The sequence below is a fragment of the Alcanivorax sp. genome (genome assembly GCF_017794965.1).
GTDB lineage: Bacteria > Pseudomonadota > Gammaproteobacteria > Pseudomonadales > Alcanivoracaceae > Alcanivorax.
In genome coordinates this window covers 1503683-1520721 of record NZ_CP051240.1, presented here as the reverse complement: position 1 = coordinate 1520721, position 17039 = coordinate 1503683, and the positions used below count along the sequence as shown (strand labels likewise).

Sequence of the window (17039 nt, the reverse complement as noted above, 5' to 3'; positions counted from 1 at the left end):
AGTCCCTTTTGTGTAGTACCCGCCCTCAGGCGGATTGGCAGGACGTTGCTGCTTCCAATCCCATCCCGTACCCGCGTCGCTCGAGGCGCAATCCCGGCGTTTTTCTTCGCCCGGTGAAATCGAGTTCTGGTAGGAGATTCAGCTTGCTGAACGAAGATTCTGGTAGCGTGCCCTGGTCTGCATCAGCATTCGTTCAGCAAGCTGAACTTCCCACACAAGCAGCAAAGCCAGTTTTACCACAGAGTTCGCAGAGATCACGGAGTTAAAACAATCGCTTTCCTTCATGGTCTCCGTGATCTCTGTGGTGAAAACGTTCTTGATCTTGGTCTGAAATCGCGCCGCCAGCGACGCTCCTACGGAAAGGTGCGGCTTTCCCGGAAATCCGCGATGAAGCATAAAAAAAGGCCGGCATAATGCCGGCCTTTTTTATCACTGCCCGCTGTTACCAGCCAGTCAGTTCTTTCACCGCCTGACCGATACCCGCAGGGTTACGGGTAGTCTTCACACCAGCCGCTTCCAGGGCTGCAAACTTTTCGTCTGCAGTGCCCTTGCCGCCGGCGATGATGGCACCGGCATGGCCCATGCGCTTGCCTGGAGGCGCAGTGACACCCGCGATGTAGCTGACCACCGGTTTGGTCACGTTTTCCTTGATGTACGCAGCGGCTTCATCTTCCGCGGTACCGCCAATCTCACCCACCATCACAATGGCTTCGGTTTGCGGATCGTTCTGGAAAAGTTCCAGCGCGTCGATGAAGGTCATGCCCGGGATCGGATCACCACCGATACCGATGCAGGTAGACTGACCGAAGCCCAGCTTGGTGGTCTGGTTTACTGCTTCATAAGTCAGGGTACCGGAACGGGATACGATGCCCACTTTACCCGGCTGATGGATGTGACCGGGCATGATGCCGATCTTGCACTGGCCAGGAGTGATCACACCCGGGCAGTTCGGACCGATCAGGCGCACACCGCCCTTGCGGGTGATGTATTCCTTCACGTACAGCATATCCAGCGCCGGAATACCTTCGGTAATACATACGATCAGCTCGATACCGGCATCCGCGGCTTCCAGAATAGAGTCCTTGCAGAATGCGGCCGGCACGTAGATCACGCTGGCAGTGGCGCCAGTTTCAGCAACAGCTTCGGCCACGGTGTTGAATACCGGCAGGCCCAGGTGAGTCTGGCCACCCTTGCCCGGGGTCACACCACCCACCATCTGCGTGCCATACTCGATGGCCTGCTCGGAATGGAAGGTGCCCTGGCTACCAGTGAAACCCTGGCAGATAACCTTGGTGTTCTTGTCGATCAGTACGCTCATGCGGCACCTCCAACAGCTTTCACTACCTGCTCGGCAGCGTCTTCAAAACTTTGTGCGGCGATGATGTTCATGCCACTCTCGGCCAGCTTCTGAGCACCCAGCTCGGCATTGTTACCTTCCAGACGAACCACAACCGGTACGGTCACACCGACTTCCTGAACGGCACCAATGATACCGTCGGCAATCAGGTCACAACGTACGATACCGCCGAAGATATTCACCAGAACGCCTTTCACCTTGTCGTCAGACAGGATGATCTTGAAGGCTTCGGTAACACGCTCCTTGGTAGCGCCACCGCCCACGTCCAGGAAGTTGGCCGGTGAGCCACCCTTCAACTGCACCAGATCCATGGTCCCCATGGCCAGGCCAGCACCGTTAACCATGCAACCGATATTGCCGTCCAGGGCCACATAGTTCAGCTCCCACTCGGCAGCACGACGCTCACGGGCATCTTCCTGGGTAGGATCTTCCAGAGCCTTGATATCGGCGTGACGGTACAGGGCAGAACCATCCACGTTGATCTTGGCATCCAGACAGTGCAGATCGCCTGCTTCAGTGATCACCAGCGGGTTCACTTCGATCAGGGCCAGATCCTTGTCGATGAACAGCTGGGCCAGACCCACAAAGATCTTGGCGAACTGGTTCACCTGCTTGCCTTCCAGACCCAACTGGAAAGCGATTTCGCGCGCCTGGTAGGGCTGCGCACCGACCAGCGGATCGATCTCGGCACGAAGAATCTTTTCCGGGGTTTCTTCAGCCACGGTCTCAATGTCCATACCACCTTCGGTGGAGGCCATGAAAACGACACGACGGCTGGCACGATCCAGTACTGCACTCAGGTACAGTTCCTTGGCGATATCGGTGCAGGTTTCGACCAAAATCTTGGTAACCGGCTGACCTTTCTCATCGGTCTGGAAAGTCACCAGGTTCTTGCCCAGCCACTGCTCGGCAAAAGCAGCCGCTTCTTCAGCGCTGTCTACCAGCTTTACACCGCCCGCCTTACCACGGCCGCCGGCGTGTACCTGGGCTTTTACCACCCACTTGTCGCCGCCGATCTCTTTGGTTTTGGCTGCGACCTCTTCTGGAGTGTCGCAAGCGAAACCGGTAGAGACTGGCAGGCCATAATCAGCGAAAAGCTGCTTTGACTGATACTCATGGAGATTCATGCCAATACTTCCATCTGTTGAATGATTTGGCGCCTTTTGAGCGCCCTTTCTAGCCGTTCTGCGCCGTTACTTCTTGCGACGACGCTGAGCCACATGGATAGCTTTGTAATCCACCGCCAATGCAGCTTCATGAACGGTTTCTGACAGGCTCGGGTGTCCGAACACCATCAACTGCAAATCTTCAGCGGTCGCGCCAAACTCCATGGCAATTACGCCCTGCTGAATAAGCTCGGAGGCCTGCGGACCAACGATATGCATACCCAGAATGCGGTCGGTCTTCTCGTCCGCCACAAACTTGACCATGCCACCGGTTTCGCCCGCTGCCATGGCACGGCCGTTGGCTGCAAAAGGCACAACACCGGTCTTGTAGGCGTCGCCGGATTCCTTCACTTCTTCTTCGGTCTTGCCTACCCACGCCACTTCCGGGTGGGTATAAATCACGCCAGGTACAGCGTCATAGTTCACCTGGGTGGGCTCTTCCATGATGACTTCCGCCACCATCACGCCCTCTTCAATGGCTTTGTGAGCCAAGGCAGGGCCACGTACCAGATCACCAATGGCATACACCCCCGGGACATCAGTACGGCACTGGCTATCCACGTAGATGAAGTTACGCTCATCCAGGCTGACACCGGCATCGGCGCTGAGCAGACCTTCGGTATAAGGACGACGGCCAACTGCAACGATCAGCTTGTCGAAGCTCTCGGTATGTTCACCATCCTTGTCCGTGTAAGTCACCTTGACCTTGGTCTTGGTGGTTTCGGAACCGGTGACCCGCGCACCCAGACGAATATCCAGGCCCTGCTTTTCCATTTGCTTCTGGGTATCTTTGGCGATCTGCTTGTCGATCATGGGCAGGAAAGTATCCACCGCTTCCAGCACCACCACTTCACTGCCGAGGCGGTTCCAGACACTGCCCAGCTCCAGACCAATCACGCCCGCACCAATCACACCCAGCTTCTTTGGCACCTTGTTGATATCCAGAGCGCCGGTGGAGTCCAGGATCAGATTCTGGTCAACCGGGGCCACGGGGATATCCACCGGCACAGAACCAGCGGCCAGAATCACGTTCTCGGCCTGCAGGGTCTGGGCATCGCCGCCGTCCAGCGGCTGGAATTCCACCTGCTTGCCGGCCTTCAACTGGCCCGTACCCTGCAACCAGGTCACCTTGTTGGCCTTGAACAACTGGGCAATACCACCGGTGAGGTTCTTCACGATGGTGTCCTTGCGCTGCAGCATGGTGTCCAGATCCAGGTCTGCACCCTTGATCTTCACACCGTGCTCGGCCAGAGCCGACTCGGTCTCGTGATACTTCCACGATGAATCCAGCAACGCCTTGGATGGAATGCAGCCCACATTCAGGCAGGTACCGCCCAGTGCCGGCTCGTCCTGCTTGTTGATCCGTTTTTCAATACAGGCGGTATTCAGGCCAAGCTGCGCGCAGCGAATCGCGGCCACATAGCCGCCAGGTCCACCACCGATAACAATAACGTCGTATTTATCAGACATGTTCTTTCCTCTCGGGAACCGCCCCACACTGCATCAGCAGCATGGAGCGTGTTGCGTGCGGCGTTAATCAGATATCCAGCAACAGTCGGGCCGGATCTTCGATGAAGTTCTTCACGGTCACCAGGAACTGTACGGCCTGCTTGCCATCGATCAGACGGTGGTCATAAGACAGGGCCAGATACATCATCGGCAGGATTTCCACCTTGCCATCCACTGCCATGGGACGCTCCTGGATCTTGTGCATGCCAAGAATCGCTGTTTGCGGCGGATTCAGAATCGGCATGGACATCAGGGAACCAAAAACACCGCCATTGGAAATAGTGAAGGTGCCACCGGTCATTTCCTCGATGGAGAGCTTGCCTTTCTGGGCTTTCTGCCCGTAATCGATGATCTGGGACTCGACTTCTGCCAAGCCCTTCTGGTCAGAATCACGCAGCACAGGAACCACCAGGCCACGATCAGTGGAAACCGCAACGCCGATGTCGTAGTAGCCGTGATAAACCACGTCATCACCATCAATGGAGGCATTCACTTCCGGGTGACGCTTGAGCGCTTCCACACAGGCGCGGGTAAAGAAGCCCATGAAACCAAGACGGACACCGTGGGCTTTTTCGAAGGCGTCCTTGTAGTTCTTGCGCATCTCCATGATCGGTTTCATGTTGACCTCATTGAAGGTGGTCAACATGGCGGCGTCGTGCTGGGCGGATACCAGGCGCTCGGCGATACGCTTGCGCAGACGGGTCATCGGCACACGACGCTCTTCACGCTCGCCCGGTGCAGCCGGTACGTCCAGGGTAGCAGGCTGCTGCGGTGCCGGCTGGCTGGCACGTTGTTCGGCTTTCTCGCTGATCGCCTTTTCCACGTCCTGCTTGGTAATACGGCCACCCTTGCCGGTGCCGGAAACCTGGCTGGCGGCGACACCATGCTCGCTCATCAGCTTGCGCGCGGCCGGGCCGGCCTGACCGGAAGCACTGCTGTCATCACTGGCGGGGGCGCTTTGCGCTTCTGCCGGCGCCGATTCGGGCTCCGGCTCATCCTTGCTCTCTGACGCCGGGGCGGGAGCAGAACCAGAGGCACCTTCCTCGAAGTTGGCCAGCACCTGCTGGCTTTCCACGGTGTCGCCCTCGCCGGCCAGGATCTTGCTGATCACGCCATCGGCAGGGGCTACCACTTCCAGTACTACCTTGTCGGTTTCAATATCTACCAGCAGTTCATCACGTTTTACCGCTTCGCCTTCCTGCTTGTGCCAGGTGGCTACAGTGCCATCGGCTACGGATTCGGGAAACTGCGGGGCTTTAATGTCAGTCGCCATGACTAATCCTTATTCACTTGATCTCGAAGGCGTCCTGAACCAGACGCTGCTGTTGTTCGATATGCAGGGCCATGGACCCGGCAGCCGGAGCGGCGGCCATCTCTCGACCTGCGTAATGGACCTGCGCGGCACCCACCTTGTAGGCCACCCGGTACATATGATGCTGTGAGCAATACCAGGCACCCTGATTCATCGGCTCTTCCTGACACCAGACCAGATGCTTCAGGTTCGGATAGCGGGACAGTACCTCGGCCAGACGCTGTTCCGGGAACGGGTACAGCTGCTCGATGCGGACCAGGACGGTGTTCTTGCGCTCATCAGACTCACGCTTCTCCAGCAGGTCGTAGTAGACCTTGCCAGAGCACATCACTACCCGGTCAACCCCGTTCGGATCCAGATCTGCAGAATCATCCAGCACGGTCTCGAACTTGCCCGTGGCCAAATCATCCAGGGAGGAGACCGCCTTCTTGTGACGCAACAGACTCTTCGGGCTCATTATCACCAGCGGTTTGCGCAGCGGGCGAATGGCCTGCCGACGCAGCAGGTGGAAAATCTGCGAGGGGTTACTGGGCACACACACCTGCATGTTGTGCTCAGCGCACAGCTGCAGGAAACGCTCCAGGCGAGCGGAGGAATGCTCCGGGCCCTGCCCTTCATAACCGTGGGGCAGCAGCATGGTCAGACCACACAAGCGCGCCCACTTGGCTTCCCCGGAGGAAATGAACTGGTCGATCACTACCTGGGCACCGTTGGCGAAATCACCAAACTGGGCTTCCCAGATCACCAATGACTTGGGCGTGGTGGTGGCGTAACCGTATTCGAAGCCAAGCACCGCTTCTTCCGACAACAGCGAATCATAGATGTCGAAACGAGGCTGCTCATCATGGAGGTGCTGCAGCGGCACATGCTGTGCTGCATCCTTCTGGTTGTGCAGCACCGCATGGCGGTGTGAGAAAGTACCCCGACCACAGTCCTGCCCGGTCAGGCGCACATTGAACCCCTGATCCAGCAGAGACGCATAGGCCAGGGTTTCCCCGTAGCCCCAGTTCAGCGGCATGGCACCGGCAGTCATCTTGTGACGGTCTTCCAGGATCTTCTTCACCTGACGCTGGGCCACAAAGCCTTCCGGCAATGTCTCCATGCGGGTGGCCAAAGCCTGCAGTTTCTTCAACGGATAGCCTGTATCCCAGTCATCCTCGACCTTGTGGCCAAGGTAGGGAGACCAGTCCACAAACAATGCCTTGTTGGGCTCACGCACCAGAGACTTCACAACGTGATTTCCCGCATCAAGCATGTCGCGGTAATCATCGGCCGTCTTCTGCGCTTCCTGCTCGCTGACCACACCTTCATTGATCAGGCGCTCGGCGTACAGGGTACGCGTGGTCGGATGAGACTTGATCTTCTTGTACATCAGCGGCTGGGTGCCGGACGGCTCATCCGCCTCATTGTGACCCAGACGGCGATAGCAGATCAGGTCGATGACCACGTCTTTCTTGAACTGCATGCGGTAATCCACCGCCAGCTGCGTGACAAAGTAGACAGCTTCCGGGTCGTCCGCATTCACGTGGAAGATCGGCGCCTGGACCATCTTCGCCACATCGGTGCAGTACTCGGTGGAACGTGCATCTTCACGACGGGAGGTGGTAAAACCCACCTGGTTGTTGATCACAATGTGCAGGCTGCCACCGGTGTAGAAGCCGCGGGTCTGGGACATCTGGAATGTTTCCATTACCACGCCCTGCCCCGCAAAAGCGGCGTCACCGTGAATCAGGATGGGAACCACCTGCTCACCGGCAACATCATCACGACGGTCCTGACGGGCACGTACCGAGCCCTCCACCACCGGAGAGACAATCTCCAGGTGCGATGGATTGAACGCCATGGCCAGGTGCACTTCGCCACCGGAGGTCAATACATTGGAGGAGAAGCCCTGGTGATACTTCACATCACCGGAGCCGGATTCGATGAAGCTCTTGCCATCGAATTCTTCGAACAGATCCTTGGGGCTCTTGCCCAGGGTGTTCACCAGCACATTCAGCCGGCCACGGTGAGCCATACCGATGACCATTTCCTTGGCCCCGTAGCTGCCCACACGCTGGATCATTTCGTCCATCAGCGGAATCAGGGATTCGCCGCCTTCAAGACCGAAACGCTTGGTACCGGGGTACTTGCTGCCCAGGTACTTCTCAAGCCCTTCCGCTGCTGAAAGGCGCTCAAGGATATGGGTTTTGATTTCCTTGCCGTACTCGGGATGGCTACGCACCCCTTCCATACGCTGTTGCAACCAGCGCTTCTCGGCGGTGTTGACGATGTGCATGTACTCAGCGCCAACACTGGAACAGTAGGTTCCCTGCAGACAATCGACAATTTCCCGCAATGTCGCTTCGGGTTTGCCGATAAAGAGGTTACCGGTCTGAAAAACGGTATCCAGGTCTGCCGGGCTCAAGCCGTGATGCGCAAGCTCCAGATCAGGAACGGTCTCACGTTCCATGATGCCCAGCGGATCCAGCCTGGCCACCTGATGGCCCCGGTTACGGTAGGCCGCGATAAGATGCAGCACTCGTACCTGACGACGTTCATGCTCAGTACTGACAGCACTGGCACCGAACTTCTGTACGCGAGAGCGATTCTTGGCCTGAAGCAGGAAATATTCACGAACAGCCGCATGGGGAACGTCGGATTCGACGGCGGCATCAACGCTGGGGAGCTTTTCGAAATAAACGCGCCAATCTTCCGGCACGGAATTGGGATCGGTCAGATAGGATTCGTACAGTTCATCGACATAGGCAGCATTGGCTCCTCCAATGTGCGAGGACTGCCATTGTCGCTGCATGGAACTGTCTTGCATTTTAGCTCGTTCCTTTCGCGGGAATTTGTCACACAACTGTGGTTGGTGCACTGCGACCACAGGGGTGATGACCCTGTTCCCGTACGCTTCTGATTTGTCAGGAGCAACGCCTTTTAAGCCCTGCTCCACCCGTGAGTACAGCAAAAACCACAACCCTGGTGCGGGTTACGGCCCGGTGCTGACTCGTACCGAGGGATTACCTCGAACGGCGTCTAGTGTAGCCCTTTTAATACGGTTTTGTTAGACACCGAAATCATAAAACACGTTATCCGCCTCTTTACGACTGACCACAATTGGCAAAACGTCGAATAGACAGAAAAAAAGGGACAACTTGCTGCTATTTACAAACAAAAAAGGCGGCCAATTGGCCGCCTTTCCTGATGGGTCAGATGCCCCGTTCCAGAAGCATGGAACGGATATGGCCAATGGCCCGAGTGGGGTTGAGCCCTTTCGGACACACGCTGACACAGTTCATGATGCCGTGACAACGGAACAGGCTGAAGGGGTCGTCCAGATTGGACAGACGCTCTTCCGTGGCGTTGTCGCGACTATCCGCCAGGAAGCGGTAACTCTGCAGCAGCGCCGCCGGCCCCAGGAACTTGTCCGGGTTCCACCAGAAGCTCGGGCAGCTGGTTGAACAACAGGCACACAGGATACATTCGTACAGACCGTCGATCTTGGCACGCTCTTCCGGAGACTGCAGACGCTCGATGGCCGGAGCCGGCGTGTTGTTCTGCAGGTACGGCTGCACCTTCTCGTACTGGTTGTAGAACATGCCCATGTCCACTACCAGGTCACGAATGACTGGCAGGCCCGGCAGCGGGCGCAGTACCAGCGGCTTCTTGCCTTCCAGAACACCCGGTGCCACCTGGGACAGCGGAGTGATACAGGCCAGGCCGTTCTTGCCGTTCATGTTCATGCCGTCGGAGCCACACACACCCTCACGACAGGAGCGACGGTAGGCCATGGACTGATCCTGCTCTTTCACCAGAGCGAGGATATCCAGAACCATGAGGTCTTTACCCTGGGTATCAACCTCATACTCCTTCATGCTCGGCTCGCGGTCCGTTTCCGGATTGTAGCGATAGATACTAACTTTCATCGTAATACTCTCCGTTAGTAGGTCCGAGCCTTGGGCTGGAAGGTGTCGACAGTCTTCGGTTCGAAGTTCACGTCACGCTTGCCCAGCTTTTTGGCTTTCGGGTCGAAGATGGAGTGGCACAGCCAGTTCTCATCGTCACGATCCGGGTAGTCGTAACGGGAATGGGCACCACGGCTCTCGGTACGACCTTCCGCAGCAATGGCAGTCGCTTCCGCCACTTCCAGCAGGTTGTCCAGCTCCAGCGCCTCGATACGCGCGGTGTTGAACGGCTTGCTCTTGTCTTCCAGATGAGCGTTGGCAATACGCTTGCGCAGGTCAGCCAGCTTGGCCACACCTTCCGCCATCAGGTCACCCTTGCGGAATACACCGAAGTGGTTCTGCATCACGCTCTGCAGTTCCTTGCGCAGGGCAGGAACGGATTCACCACCGGTAGAAGACTCCCAGCGGTTCAGACGCGCCATGGCCTCATCGATGTTGGCATCGGTGGGCTCGTACTGAGTCATGCCCTGGCGCAACTGGTCTTCGATGTAGAGACCGGCCGCACGACCGAACACCACCAGATCCAACAGCGAGTTACCGCCCAGACGGTTCGCACCGTGTACCGATACACAGGCTACTTCACCTACCGCGAAGAGACCGTTAACGAACTGGTCTTCACCTTCATGGCCGCCAGACAGCTTGATCGCCTGACCGTGAACGTTGGTGGGGATACCACCCATCATGTAGTGACAGGTCGGCACAACCGGGATCGGCTCTTTCACCGGGTCGGTCTGGGCGAAGGTAATGGCCAGCTCACAGATACCCGGCAGGCGGCTGTGCAGCACTTCTTCACCCAGATGATCCAGCTTCAGGAATACGTGATCGCCATCCGGACCGGCACCACGGCCATCCAGAATTTCCATCATCATGGAACGGGCAACAACGTCACGGGAGGCCAGATCTTTTGCGTTCGGCGCGTAACGCTCCATGAAGCGCTCGCCGTCCTTGTTGATCAGGTAGCCACCCTCACCCCGGCACCCTTCGGTTACCAGTACACCAGCGCCAGCGATGCCGGTGGGGTGGAACTGCCACATCTCAATGTCCTGCACCGGCAGACCCGCACGCAGGGCCATGCCCACGCCGTCGCCAGTATTGATCAGGGCGTTGGTGGTGGAGGCGTAGATACGGCCGGAACCACCGGTGGCAAACACGGTTGCCTTGGCCTTGAAGAACACGGTTTCGCCGGACTCGATGTCGATGGCGATCACGCCACAAACATTACCTTCATCGTCCTTCACCAGTTCAGAGGCATACCACTCGTTGTAGAACTGGGTGCCGTTCTTCAGGTTCTGCTGGTACAGAGTGTGCAGCAGCGCATGACCGGTACGGTCAGCCGCCGCACAGGTACGGGCTGCCTGGCCGCCCTCACCGAAGTTCTTGGACTGACCACCAAACGGACGCTGGTAGATACGGCCTTCTTCGGTACGGGAGAACGGCAGACCCATGTGGTCCAGCTCGAACACCGCTTCCGGGCCCACATTACACATGTATTCGATAGCGTCCTGGTCACCGATGTAATCGGAACCTTTAACGGTATCGTACATGTGCCAGCGCCAATCATCGTTGGGATCGGCAGACGCGATCGCACAGGTGATACCGCCCTGGGCGGATACGGTGTGCGAACGGGTCGGAAATACTTTGGAAATCAGCGCAGTCTTGAAGCCGGACTGGGCCATCTGCAGTGAGGCGCGCATACCGGCACCACCACCACCTACGACGATAGCGTCAAATGTAATAGTGCGAATGGACATGGATTACGCCCCTCCCCAGATCAGAACCAGACCCCACAACAGGTAAACCACCAGCGCCAGAGCAATTGCCAACTGGGCAATCAGGCGTACGCCGGTAGCAGCCTTGCCAAAGGTCAGGCTGGTCAGGTAGTCAGTGGTTACGCCCCACAGGCCTACCCAGGTGTGTGCAGCAACAGCAACCACCATCAGGGTGTTGGCAATTTGCATGCAGATAGAGCCCATGAAGGCTTTCCAGCTGCCGTAATCCAGATCGCCAGCGGTCATCAGATAGCCCAGCATGAAGATCAGGTACACGCCAATAATGACAGCGGAAACGCGCTGAATGAGCCAGTCGTACAGACCGTTACGGCCCAGACTCGTTACAGGGGTTACCATATCCAACCTCCTACCAGCAGAATCAGTACCGCAGAGATGATGAAAACCAGCTTGGCGCCGCGTCGGCCGCCTTCCAGGGTTTCACCAACACCGGTGTCCATAATAAGGTGGCGGATACCTGCCACCAGGTGATACAGCAATACGGCCAGAATGGCCCATACCACCAGCTTCACCAGCGGGGAGGTCATCAGTTCTTTCAGGTCCGCAAAGCTCTCGGGAGACGCCAGGGAGCGATCCAGCATCCACAGCAGAATCGGCAGCGCCAGGAAAATGGCAACGCCGGTTACACGGTGGGTGATAGATGCTATAGCCGTGACCGGGAACTTGATCGTGCTCAGATCGAGGTTAACGGGTCGCTTGTCGTTCACGGTAGCCTACTTATAGCCGGGCCCCATATTAAACAGGGCGGTTGTCGGGAACTTGGCAGGATCGCTGAGATCAAAAAGCTGACTCTGATCTCAACAAGCTGCCAGGGCCGGGGTGGGCCCATCCATCAGAATGCCACCAGGCGTTCTGACGGGCGGCAGTATATCGCCGCAACTTGCGCAAAACAAACGGTGCGCACCATTTATGTACGCAACCGTTTACCTAACGCCTTGTTTTATAATGCTGCACATCAAGGGAGCGTTAATTTTCGCCACGCACCAAGCTGGCGCAATATTGTCGCACGGATGTAACACGCTGTTTACCCTACAAAAGTCTGACTCGTCAGTTCCCGGCTTCGCGTTGACAAAGGTGTGTCAAAACTTTACCTTCCACCGCGCTTTGGAGGACCTTCCTGCCCTACGGAGTCGCGCTGAGACTTCCAGAGGAACGTTCCCTGTCCGCCAATGGAGAGATTCCCATGACCGAGAAGAAAGCCACTCTTAACGTAGAGGGCAAGGATCTAGACCTTCCCATCTATACCCCGACTCTGGGCCGCGACGTAATCGACGTGTCCAAACTGGTAGCCAACGGCGTCTTTACCTTCGACCCCGGCTTCACCTCCACCGCTTCCTGCGAATCCAAGATCACCTTTATCGACGGTGAAGTGGGCAAGCTGCTGCATCGGGGCTACTCCATCGAGGAGCTGGCAGGCAAATCCGATTACCTGGAAGTGTGCTACACCCTGCTCTACGGCGAGCTGCCCACTGCCGAGCAGAAAGAAGAGTTCGTCAGCACCGTCAAGAACCACACCATGGTTCACGAGCAGATCCGCAACTTCTTCAACGGCTTCCGCCGTGATGCTCACCCCATGGCCATCATGTGTGGCGTCGTAGGCGCACTGTCTGCGTTCTATCACGACTCCCTGGACATCAATAACCCGCAGCACCGCGAAATCACTGCGTACCGCCTGATCGCCAAGATGCCCACCATCGCGGCCATGTGCTACAAGTACGCCCTGGGCCAGCCCTTCATGTACCCGCGCAACGACCTGGGTTACGCAGAAAACTTCCTGCACATGATGTTCGGCAACCCCTGCGAAGAGTCCAAGATCAGCCCGACCCTGGCCAAGGCCATGGATCGCATCTTCATCCTGCACGCGGACCACGAGCAGAACGCCTCCACGTCTACCGTGCGTCTGGCCGGCTCCTCCGGAGCCAACCCGTTCGCCTGTATCGCAGCCGGCATCTCTGCCCTGTGGGGCCCGGCACACGGTGGCGCCAACGAAGCCGTGCTGAACATGCTGGACGAGATCGGCTCCCTGGATAACATCGATACCTACATCGCCAAGGCCAAGGACAAGAGCGACCCGTTCAAGCTGATGGGCTTCGGTCACCGCGTCTACAAAAACTACGACCCGCGTGCCACGGTAATGCGTGAGTCCTGCCACGAAGTACTGGCTGAGCTGGGCGTGAATGATCCGCAACTGGAACTGGCCATGAAGCTGGAAGAGATCGCCCTGAGCGACCCCTACTTCAAAGAGAAGAAGCTGTTCCCGAACGTGGACTTCTACTCAGGCATCATCCTGAAGGCAATCGGGATCCCGACGTCCATGTTCACGGTAATCTTCGCCCTGTCCCGTACCGTGGGCTGGATTGCACACTGGAACGAAATGATCTCCAACCCGTACAAGATTGGCCGTCCGCGTCAGCTGTACACCGGCGAAGCCGAACGTTCATTCGTACCGGTCAACGAACGCAAGTAATTGCCTCGTTATCGCCTAAAAAAACCGCCTTCGGGCGGTTTTTTTATGGGCGCTCTGAGGCTGTATGTTTCTTTCCTGCAGCTCAGACATCGTTTCTGGAATCCTTACCTCGCTTAGGCTCGGATCGCGGTCGAACGACCGCTCCTACAGCGGCTTATCAGGTCCACAGCCCGCCGAACTCAACGATCTGGAAGTCTTTTCCGTTCTTCGAAAAACCCGGGAACGATTTGGGTTTTCCCTCTCTTAGCTCATAGCTCATAGCTCATAGCTCATAGCTCGTAGCTCGTAGCTCGTAGCTCGTAGCTCGTAGCTCGCCAGAGTTTGCCAACGCTTCCCCCTCATGCAAGCATCCCCCTTTCGCTTGTTAAGGACCTGGATGTCATGAAAAAAATCATCGCCTTGCTGGTGCTCGTCGGCATCACCGCCTACCTGTTGTTCTGGCCTGTTCCCATCGAACCGGTTGCCTGGGATGCTCCGCAAGCCCCGGCACTGGAAGGCCCGTATGCAACCAATGAAACCCTCTCTGACGCTCAGCGGCTGGGCGAAGGGCATGGCATCGGCCCGGAGGATGTGGCCATCGATACCCAAGGTAATCTTTACGTGGGTTATGAAGACGGCCGCATCGTACGCTTCGATCAGAAAGGAGAGAATCCGGACCTTATCGCCAACACCGAAGGGCGCCCACTGGGCCTGGATTTCGACCCGGACGGCAACCTGATCGTTGCCGACGGCTACCAGGGCCTGTTGAGCATCGCCCCGAGCGGGGCCATCACCATCCTGGCCCGCGAAGCTGACGGGGTTCCCTTTGCATTCACTGACGATGTGGATGTGGACAGTCAGGGCGTCGCCTATTTCACCGATGCCTCCAGTAAGTTTGGCCCGGCCATGAAGGCCCGCGATGATGTACTGGAACATGGCGGCCATGGCCGCTTCCTGCGTTACGATCCGGCGACAGGCACCACGGAGGTGCTGCTGGACGGGCTGCAATTTGCCAACGGCGTCGCCCTGTCAGAGAACGAAGACTTTGTGCTGGTGACCGAAACCGGCAATTACAGCGTGGTGCGATACTGGCTCAAGGGCAAAAAAGCCGGCACTCACGATCGCTTTTTCGAGAACCTGCCCGGCATCCCGGATGGCATCAGTGCCAATGGTGACGGCACCTTCTGGGTCGCCCTGTTCAGCCCACGCAATGCCGCGCTCGACGCCATGTCTGACAAACCCCTGCTGCGCAAGGTTGCCTTTCGACTGCCGCAATTCCTGCAACCCCAGCCTGCCCATCACGCCTTTGTGCTGGGCCTGAATGAACAGGGCCAGGTCACTCATAACCTGCAGGCAACCGGCGAACAGGCGTTTGCCCCCATCACCAGCGTAGAGCAGACCGGCAACACCCTTTATCTTGGCAGCCTGACCGCCCCGGCCTTTGCCTCTTTCGCCCTGCCTGCCGCCACCCAGGATACCCAACAATGAGCCAGCTACGCGCAGCGTTTATCGGCCTCGGCACCATGGGGTTTCCCATGGCCGGCCATCTTGCCAGCGCCGGTATTGCCATGAGTGTCTACAACCGCACCGTAGCCCGGGCTCAGCAATGGCAACAACAGCATTCCGGCACCCTTGCCGACACCCCTGCAGACGCCGCTGCAGGGGCAGACCTGGTGTTTATCTGCGTGGGAAACGATGACGACTTGCGTCAGGTCACACTGGGACCGGAGGGGGCCCTCAACACCCTCGCCGCAGACGCCGTCCTGGTGGACCACACCACAGCCAGTGCCGCCATGGCCCGTGAACTGGATAGCGCATGCCGCGAACGCGGCAGCCACTTCATGGACGCCCCGGTGTCCGGCGGGCAACAGGGTGCCGAGAATGGCCAGTTATCTGTCATGTGTGGTGGCGAACCCGATATCTACCAGCGAGTCCTGCCGGTGATTCAGCATTACGCCAGGGCCAGCAATCTTCTCGGGCCTGCCGGCAGCGGCCAGCTCACCAAGATGGTCAATCAGATCTGCGTGGCCGGTCTGGTGGAAGCCCTGGCGGAAGGCGTCGCCTTCGCCAAAAACGCCGGTCTGGATGCGGAGAAGGTTTTCGAAACGCTCGGCCAGGGCGCAGCATCCTCCTGGCAGATGATCAACCGCCACAAGAGCATGCTAGCCGACGAGTTCGAGCACGGCTTTGCTGTGGACTGGATGCGCAAGGACCTGGATATCTGTCTGGATGAAGCCAGTCGCAATGGCTCCCTGCTGCCTGTCACCGAACAGGTTAACGGCTTCTACAAGGAGATTCAGGCCATGGGCGGTGGCCGCTGGGACACCTCTTCCCTGCTCCGCCGACTGAAAAAGGACTGAGATGCGACCAGGAGCCCACCCTGCCAGCTGGCCATACCGGCCACCTCGGCGGCACTCCTGGTCACTCCCGGGCTGATTTCACTGCACCGCTCTTGGGCACAAGCCGGCCGGCATTGCCACTGGCCAACTGCTCTGCCACTTTTTTGGGCAACGCATCCAGCAGTGGCTGAAAGGCTCCCAGCTGCTTTTCCAGACTGTCAAAATGCCCAACCAGGTCGCTTCCCAACACAAACCGGTCCGGAAAGTCCTCGATCAGAGACAGCCACTCCTCACTCACCCCCTTTTCATCCAGCAGGTAGTGCTCTTTCACGCTCCATGACAGGTCCACATGAAGGTTGTCGTAACGCTCCAGCAAGGCTCGCAGGATCGGCACCAGGGTTTTCAGGGGCGACTGCTGATCTTCCACACCGCCACTGGTACCGGCATGTGCCAGCACAAAGCGGGTTTGGGGGTGAGCCTCCAGCGCCTCTTCCAGCTCCGGCAGAAAGATGGGAGTCTCTTCTCGCAGGGAACTGAGATTACTGTGCAGCAATACCGGCAGGTCGTAGCTGGCAGCTAGCTGATACACCTTCATCAGCGCAGGATGATTTGCCCTTGGCGTCTCGCCTTCAGTCAGTGCCGTCAATTGATCATGGCGCGTCAGGATCTCGCCGATGCCATACCACATGCCCGGATAGCGCTCGATCAGCGCCTCGATCTGGCTGGCAGCATGCATATCCGTGGGATTGAAGCCACTGATAAAGGCGCGAATTCTCGCCTGCTGGTCAGCGGGCAGCGCCAGCACAGCTCCTGCCAGGATGTCATCCGTGGCACTGTAGTAATACAGCGGCGCCTCATCGCCAAGATAGTAGCGCGGTTGCCGGGGCGCCTGGGCCTGCCATTTCTTCATAACCGGTAACCCGAACAACCACGCCTGCTTGACCTCCGCCCGGTCCATGGCCTCCATGAGCGCATCCATGCCTTCGCTGTCCTGCATGAAATCCACGTAATGCAGGTGGGCGTCTACCATGAGCTGCCGGGAACCTGCCCAGGCGCCAGGCAGCAACAGCATGGCCAGGAAAACCACCAACAGGGCGAATCGAATGACTGGAAACATAACGGGTCCTTGTCGTTGCCGATGACCAAAAGACCCCCTGCAAGCGTCTGGGTTCT

The 17039-nt window shown here is 57.8% G+C and carries 13 protein-coding genes; 3 read left to right on the top strand and 10 right to left on the bottom strand.

What is annotated here, in order from left to right; all coding sequences use genetic code 11:
• Positions 1-442: 442 nt before the first annotated feature.
• The 9 genes from sucD to sdhC all read right to left on the bottom strand — a co-directional run bounded on the left by sucD (position 443) and on the right by sdhC (position 11788).
• Complete coding sequence (gene sucD / locus HF945_RS06750) at positions 443-1318, bottom strand: succinate--CoA ligase subunit alpha (RefSeq protein WP_290524978.1); 876 nt, start codon at positions 1316-1318, stop codon at positions 443-445.
• Complete coding sequence (sucC, locus tag HF945_RS06745) at positions 1315-2484, bottom strand: ADP-forming succinate--CoA ligase subunit beta (RefSeq protein WP_290524977.1); 1170 nt, start codon at positions 2482-2484, stop codon at positions 1315-1317. The genes sucD and sucC overlap by 4 nt, the downstream gene beginning before the upstream one ends.
• Before the next feature lie 66 nt (positions 2485-2550).
• Positions 2551-3993 (bottom strand): dihydrolipoyl dehydrogenase, encoded by a 1443-nt coding sequence (gene lpdA, locus HF945_RS06740; protein ID WP_290524976.1) that lies wholly within the window; start codon positions 3991-3993, stop codon positions 2551-2553.
• A gap of 67 nt (positions 3994-4060) precedes the next feature.
• Positions 4061-5305: a 2-oxoglutarate dehydrogenase complex dihydrolipoyllysine-residue succinyltransferase gene (gene odhB, locus HF945_RS06735; protein WP_290524975.1), complete on the bottom strand. Its 1245-nt coding sequence runs from the start codon at positions 5303-5305 to the stop codon at positions 4061-4063.
• 13 nt (positions 5306-5318) lie between these two features.
• Positions 5319-8153, bottom strand: a complete 2835-nt coding sequence (locus HF945_RS06730) for a 2-oxoglutarate dehydrogenase E1 component (protein ID WP_290524974.1) — start codon at positions 8151-8153, stop codon at positions 5319-5321.
• A gap of 385 nt (positions 8154-8538) precedes the next feature.
• Positions 8539-9255, bottom strand: coding sequence for a succinate dehydrogenase iron-sulfur subunit (locus HF945_RS06725; protein ID WP_290524973.1), 717 nt, complete (start codon positions 9253-9255; stop codon positions 8539-8541).
• 14 nt (positions 9256-9269) lie between these two features.
• A complete protein-coding gene (gene sdhA, locus HF945_RS06720) occupies positions 9270-11045 on the bottom strand; it encodes a succinate dehydrogenase flavoprotein subunit (protein WP_290524972.1) in 1776 nt (591 codons plus the stop codon).
• Between the two features lie 3 nt (positions 11046-11048).
• Positions 11049-11420: a succinate dehydrogenase, hydrophobic membrane anchor protein gene (gene sdhD / locus HF945_RS06715; RefSeq protein ID WP_290524971.1), complete on the bottom strand. Its 372-nt coding sequence runs from the start codon at positions 11418-11420 to the stop codon at positions 11049-11051.
• Entirely contained in the window at positions 11414-11788 is a 375-nt protein-coding gene (sdhC, locus tag HF945_RS06710) for a succinate dehydrogenase, cytochrome b556 subunit (RefSeq protein WP_035229153.1), read from the bottom strand. The genes sdhD and sdhC overlap by 7 nt, the downstream gene beginning before the upstream one ends.
• Before the next feature lie 476 nt (positions 11789-12264).
• Here sdhC and gltA point away from each other — a divergent pair, with 476 nt between their 5' ends.
• From gltA to HF945_RS06695, 3 genes are all read left to right on the top strand, one after another.
• Entirely contained in the window at positions 12265-13548 is a 1284-nt protein-coding gene (gene gltA, locus HF945_RS06705; RefSeq protein WP_290524970.1) for a citrate synthase, read from the top strand.
• A 381-nt stretch (positions 13549-13929) separates the two neighbouring features.
• Positions 13930-15015 carry an SMP-30/gluconolactonase/LRE family protein gene (locus tag HF945_RS06700; RefSeq protein WP_290524969.1) on the top strand — a complete coding sequence of 362 codons (1086 nt, stop codon included), beginning with the start codon at positions 13930-13932 and terminating at the stop codon, positions 15013-15015.
• On the top strand, positions 15012-15887 hold the full coding sequence (locus HF945_RS06695) for an NAD(P)-dependent oxidoreductase (protein WP_290524968.1): 876 nt from the start codon (positions 15012-15014) through the stop codon (positions 15885-15887). The genes HF945_RS06700 and HF945_RS06695 overlap by 4 nt, the downstream gene beginning before the upstream one ends.
• 61 nt (positions 15888-15948) lie before the next feature.
• Here HF945_RS06695 and HF945_RS06690 read toward each other — a convergent pair whose 3' ends face one another.
• Positions 15949-16983, bottom strand: coding sequence for an amidohydrolase family protein (locus HF945_RS06690; protein WP_290524967.1), 1035 nt, complete (start codon positions 16981-16983; stop codon positions 15949-15951).
• Between the last annotated feature and the right edge of the window lie 56 nt (positions 16984-17039).

Bases quoted from the DNA above. Each gene is read 5' to 3' on its own strand.
- sdhA (WP_290524972.1), bottom strand. From the start codon at position 11,045: ATGTCCATTCGCACTATTACATTTGACGCTATCGTCGTAGGTGGTGGT.
- gltA (WP_290524970.1), top strand. From the start codon at position 12,265: ATGACCGAGAAGAAAGCCACTCTTAACGTAGAGGGCAAGGATCTAGAC.
- sucC (WP_290524977.1), bottom strand. From the start codon at position 2,484: ATGAATCTCCATGAGTATCAGTCAAAGCAGCTTTTCGCTGATTATGGC.
- HF945_RS06730 (WP_290524974.1), bottom strand. From the start codon at position 8,153: ATGCAAGACAGTTCCATGCAGCGACAATGGCAGTCCTCGCACATTGGA.
- lpdA (WP_290524976.1), bottom strand. From the start codon at position 3,993: ATGTCTGATAAATACGACGTTATTGTTATCGGTGGTGGACCTGGCGGC.
- odhB (WP_290524975.1), bottom strand. From the start codon at position 5,305: ATGGCGACTGACATTAAAGCCCCGCAGTTTCCCGAATCCGTAGCCGAT.
- sucD (WP_290524978.1), bottom strand. From the start codon at position 1,318: ATGAGCGTACTGATCGACAAGAACACCAAGGTTATCTGCCAGGGTTTC.
- HF945_RS06725 (WP_290524973.1), bottom strand. From the start codon at position 9,255: ATGAAAGTTAGTATCTATCGCTACAATCCGGAAACGGACCGCGAGCCG.
- HF945_RS06700 (WP_290524969.1), top strand. From the start codon at position 13,930: ATGAAAAAAATCATCGCCTTGCTGGTGCTCGTCGGCATCACCGCCTAC.
- sdhD (WP_290524971.1), bottom strand. From the start codon at position 11,420: ATGGTAACCCCTGTAACGAGTCTGGGCCGTAACGGTCTGTACGACTGG.
- HF945_RS06690 (WP_290524967.1), bottom strand. From the start codon at position 16,983: ATGTTTCCAGTCATTCGATTCGCCCTGTTGGTGGTTTTCCTGGCCATG.
- HF945_RS06695 (WP_290524968.1), top strand. From the start codon at position 15,012: ATGAGCCAGCTACGCGCAGCGTTTATCGGCCTCGGCACCATGGGGTTT.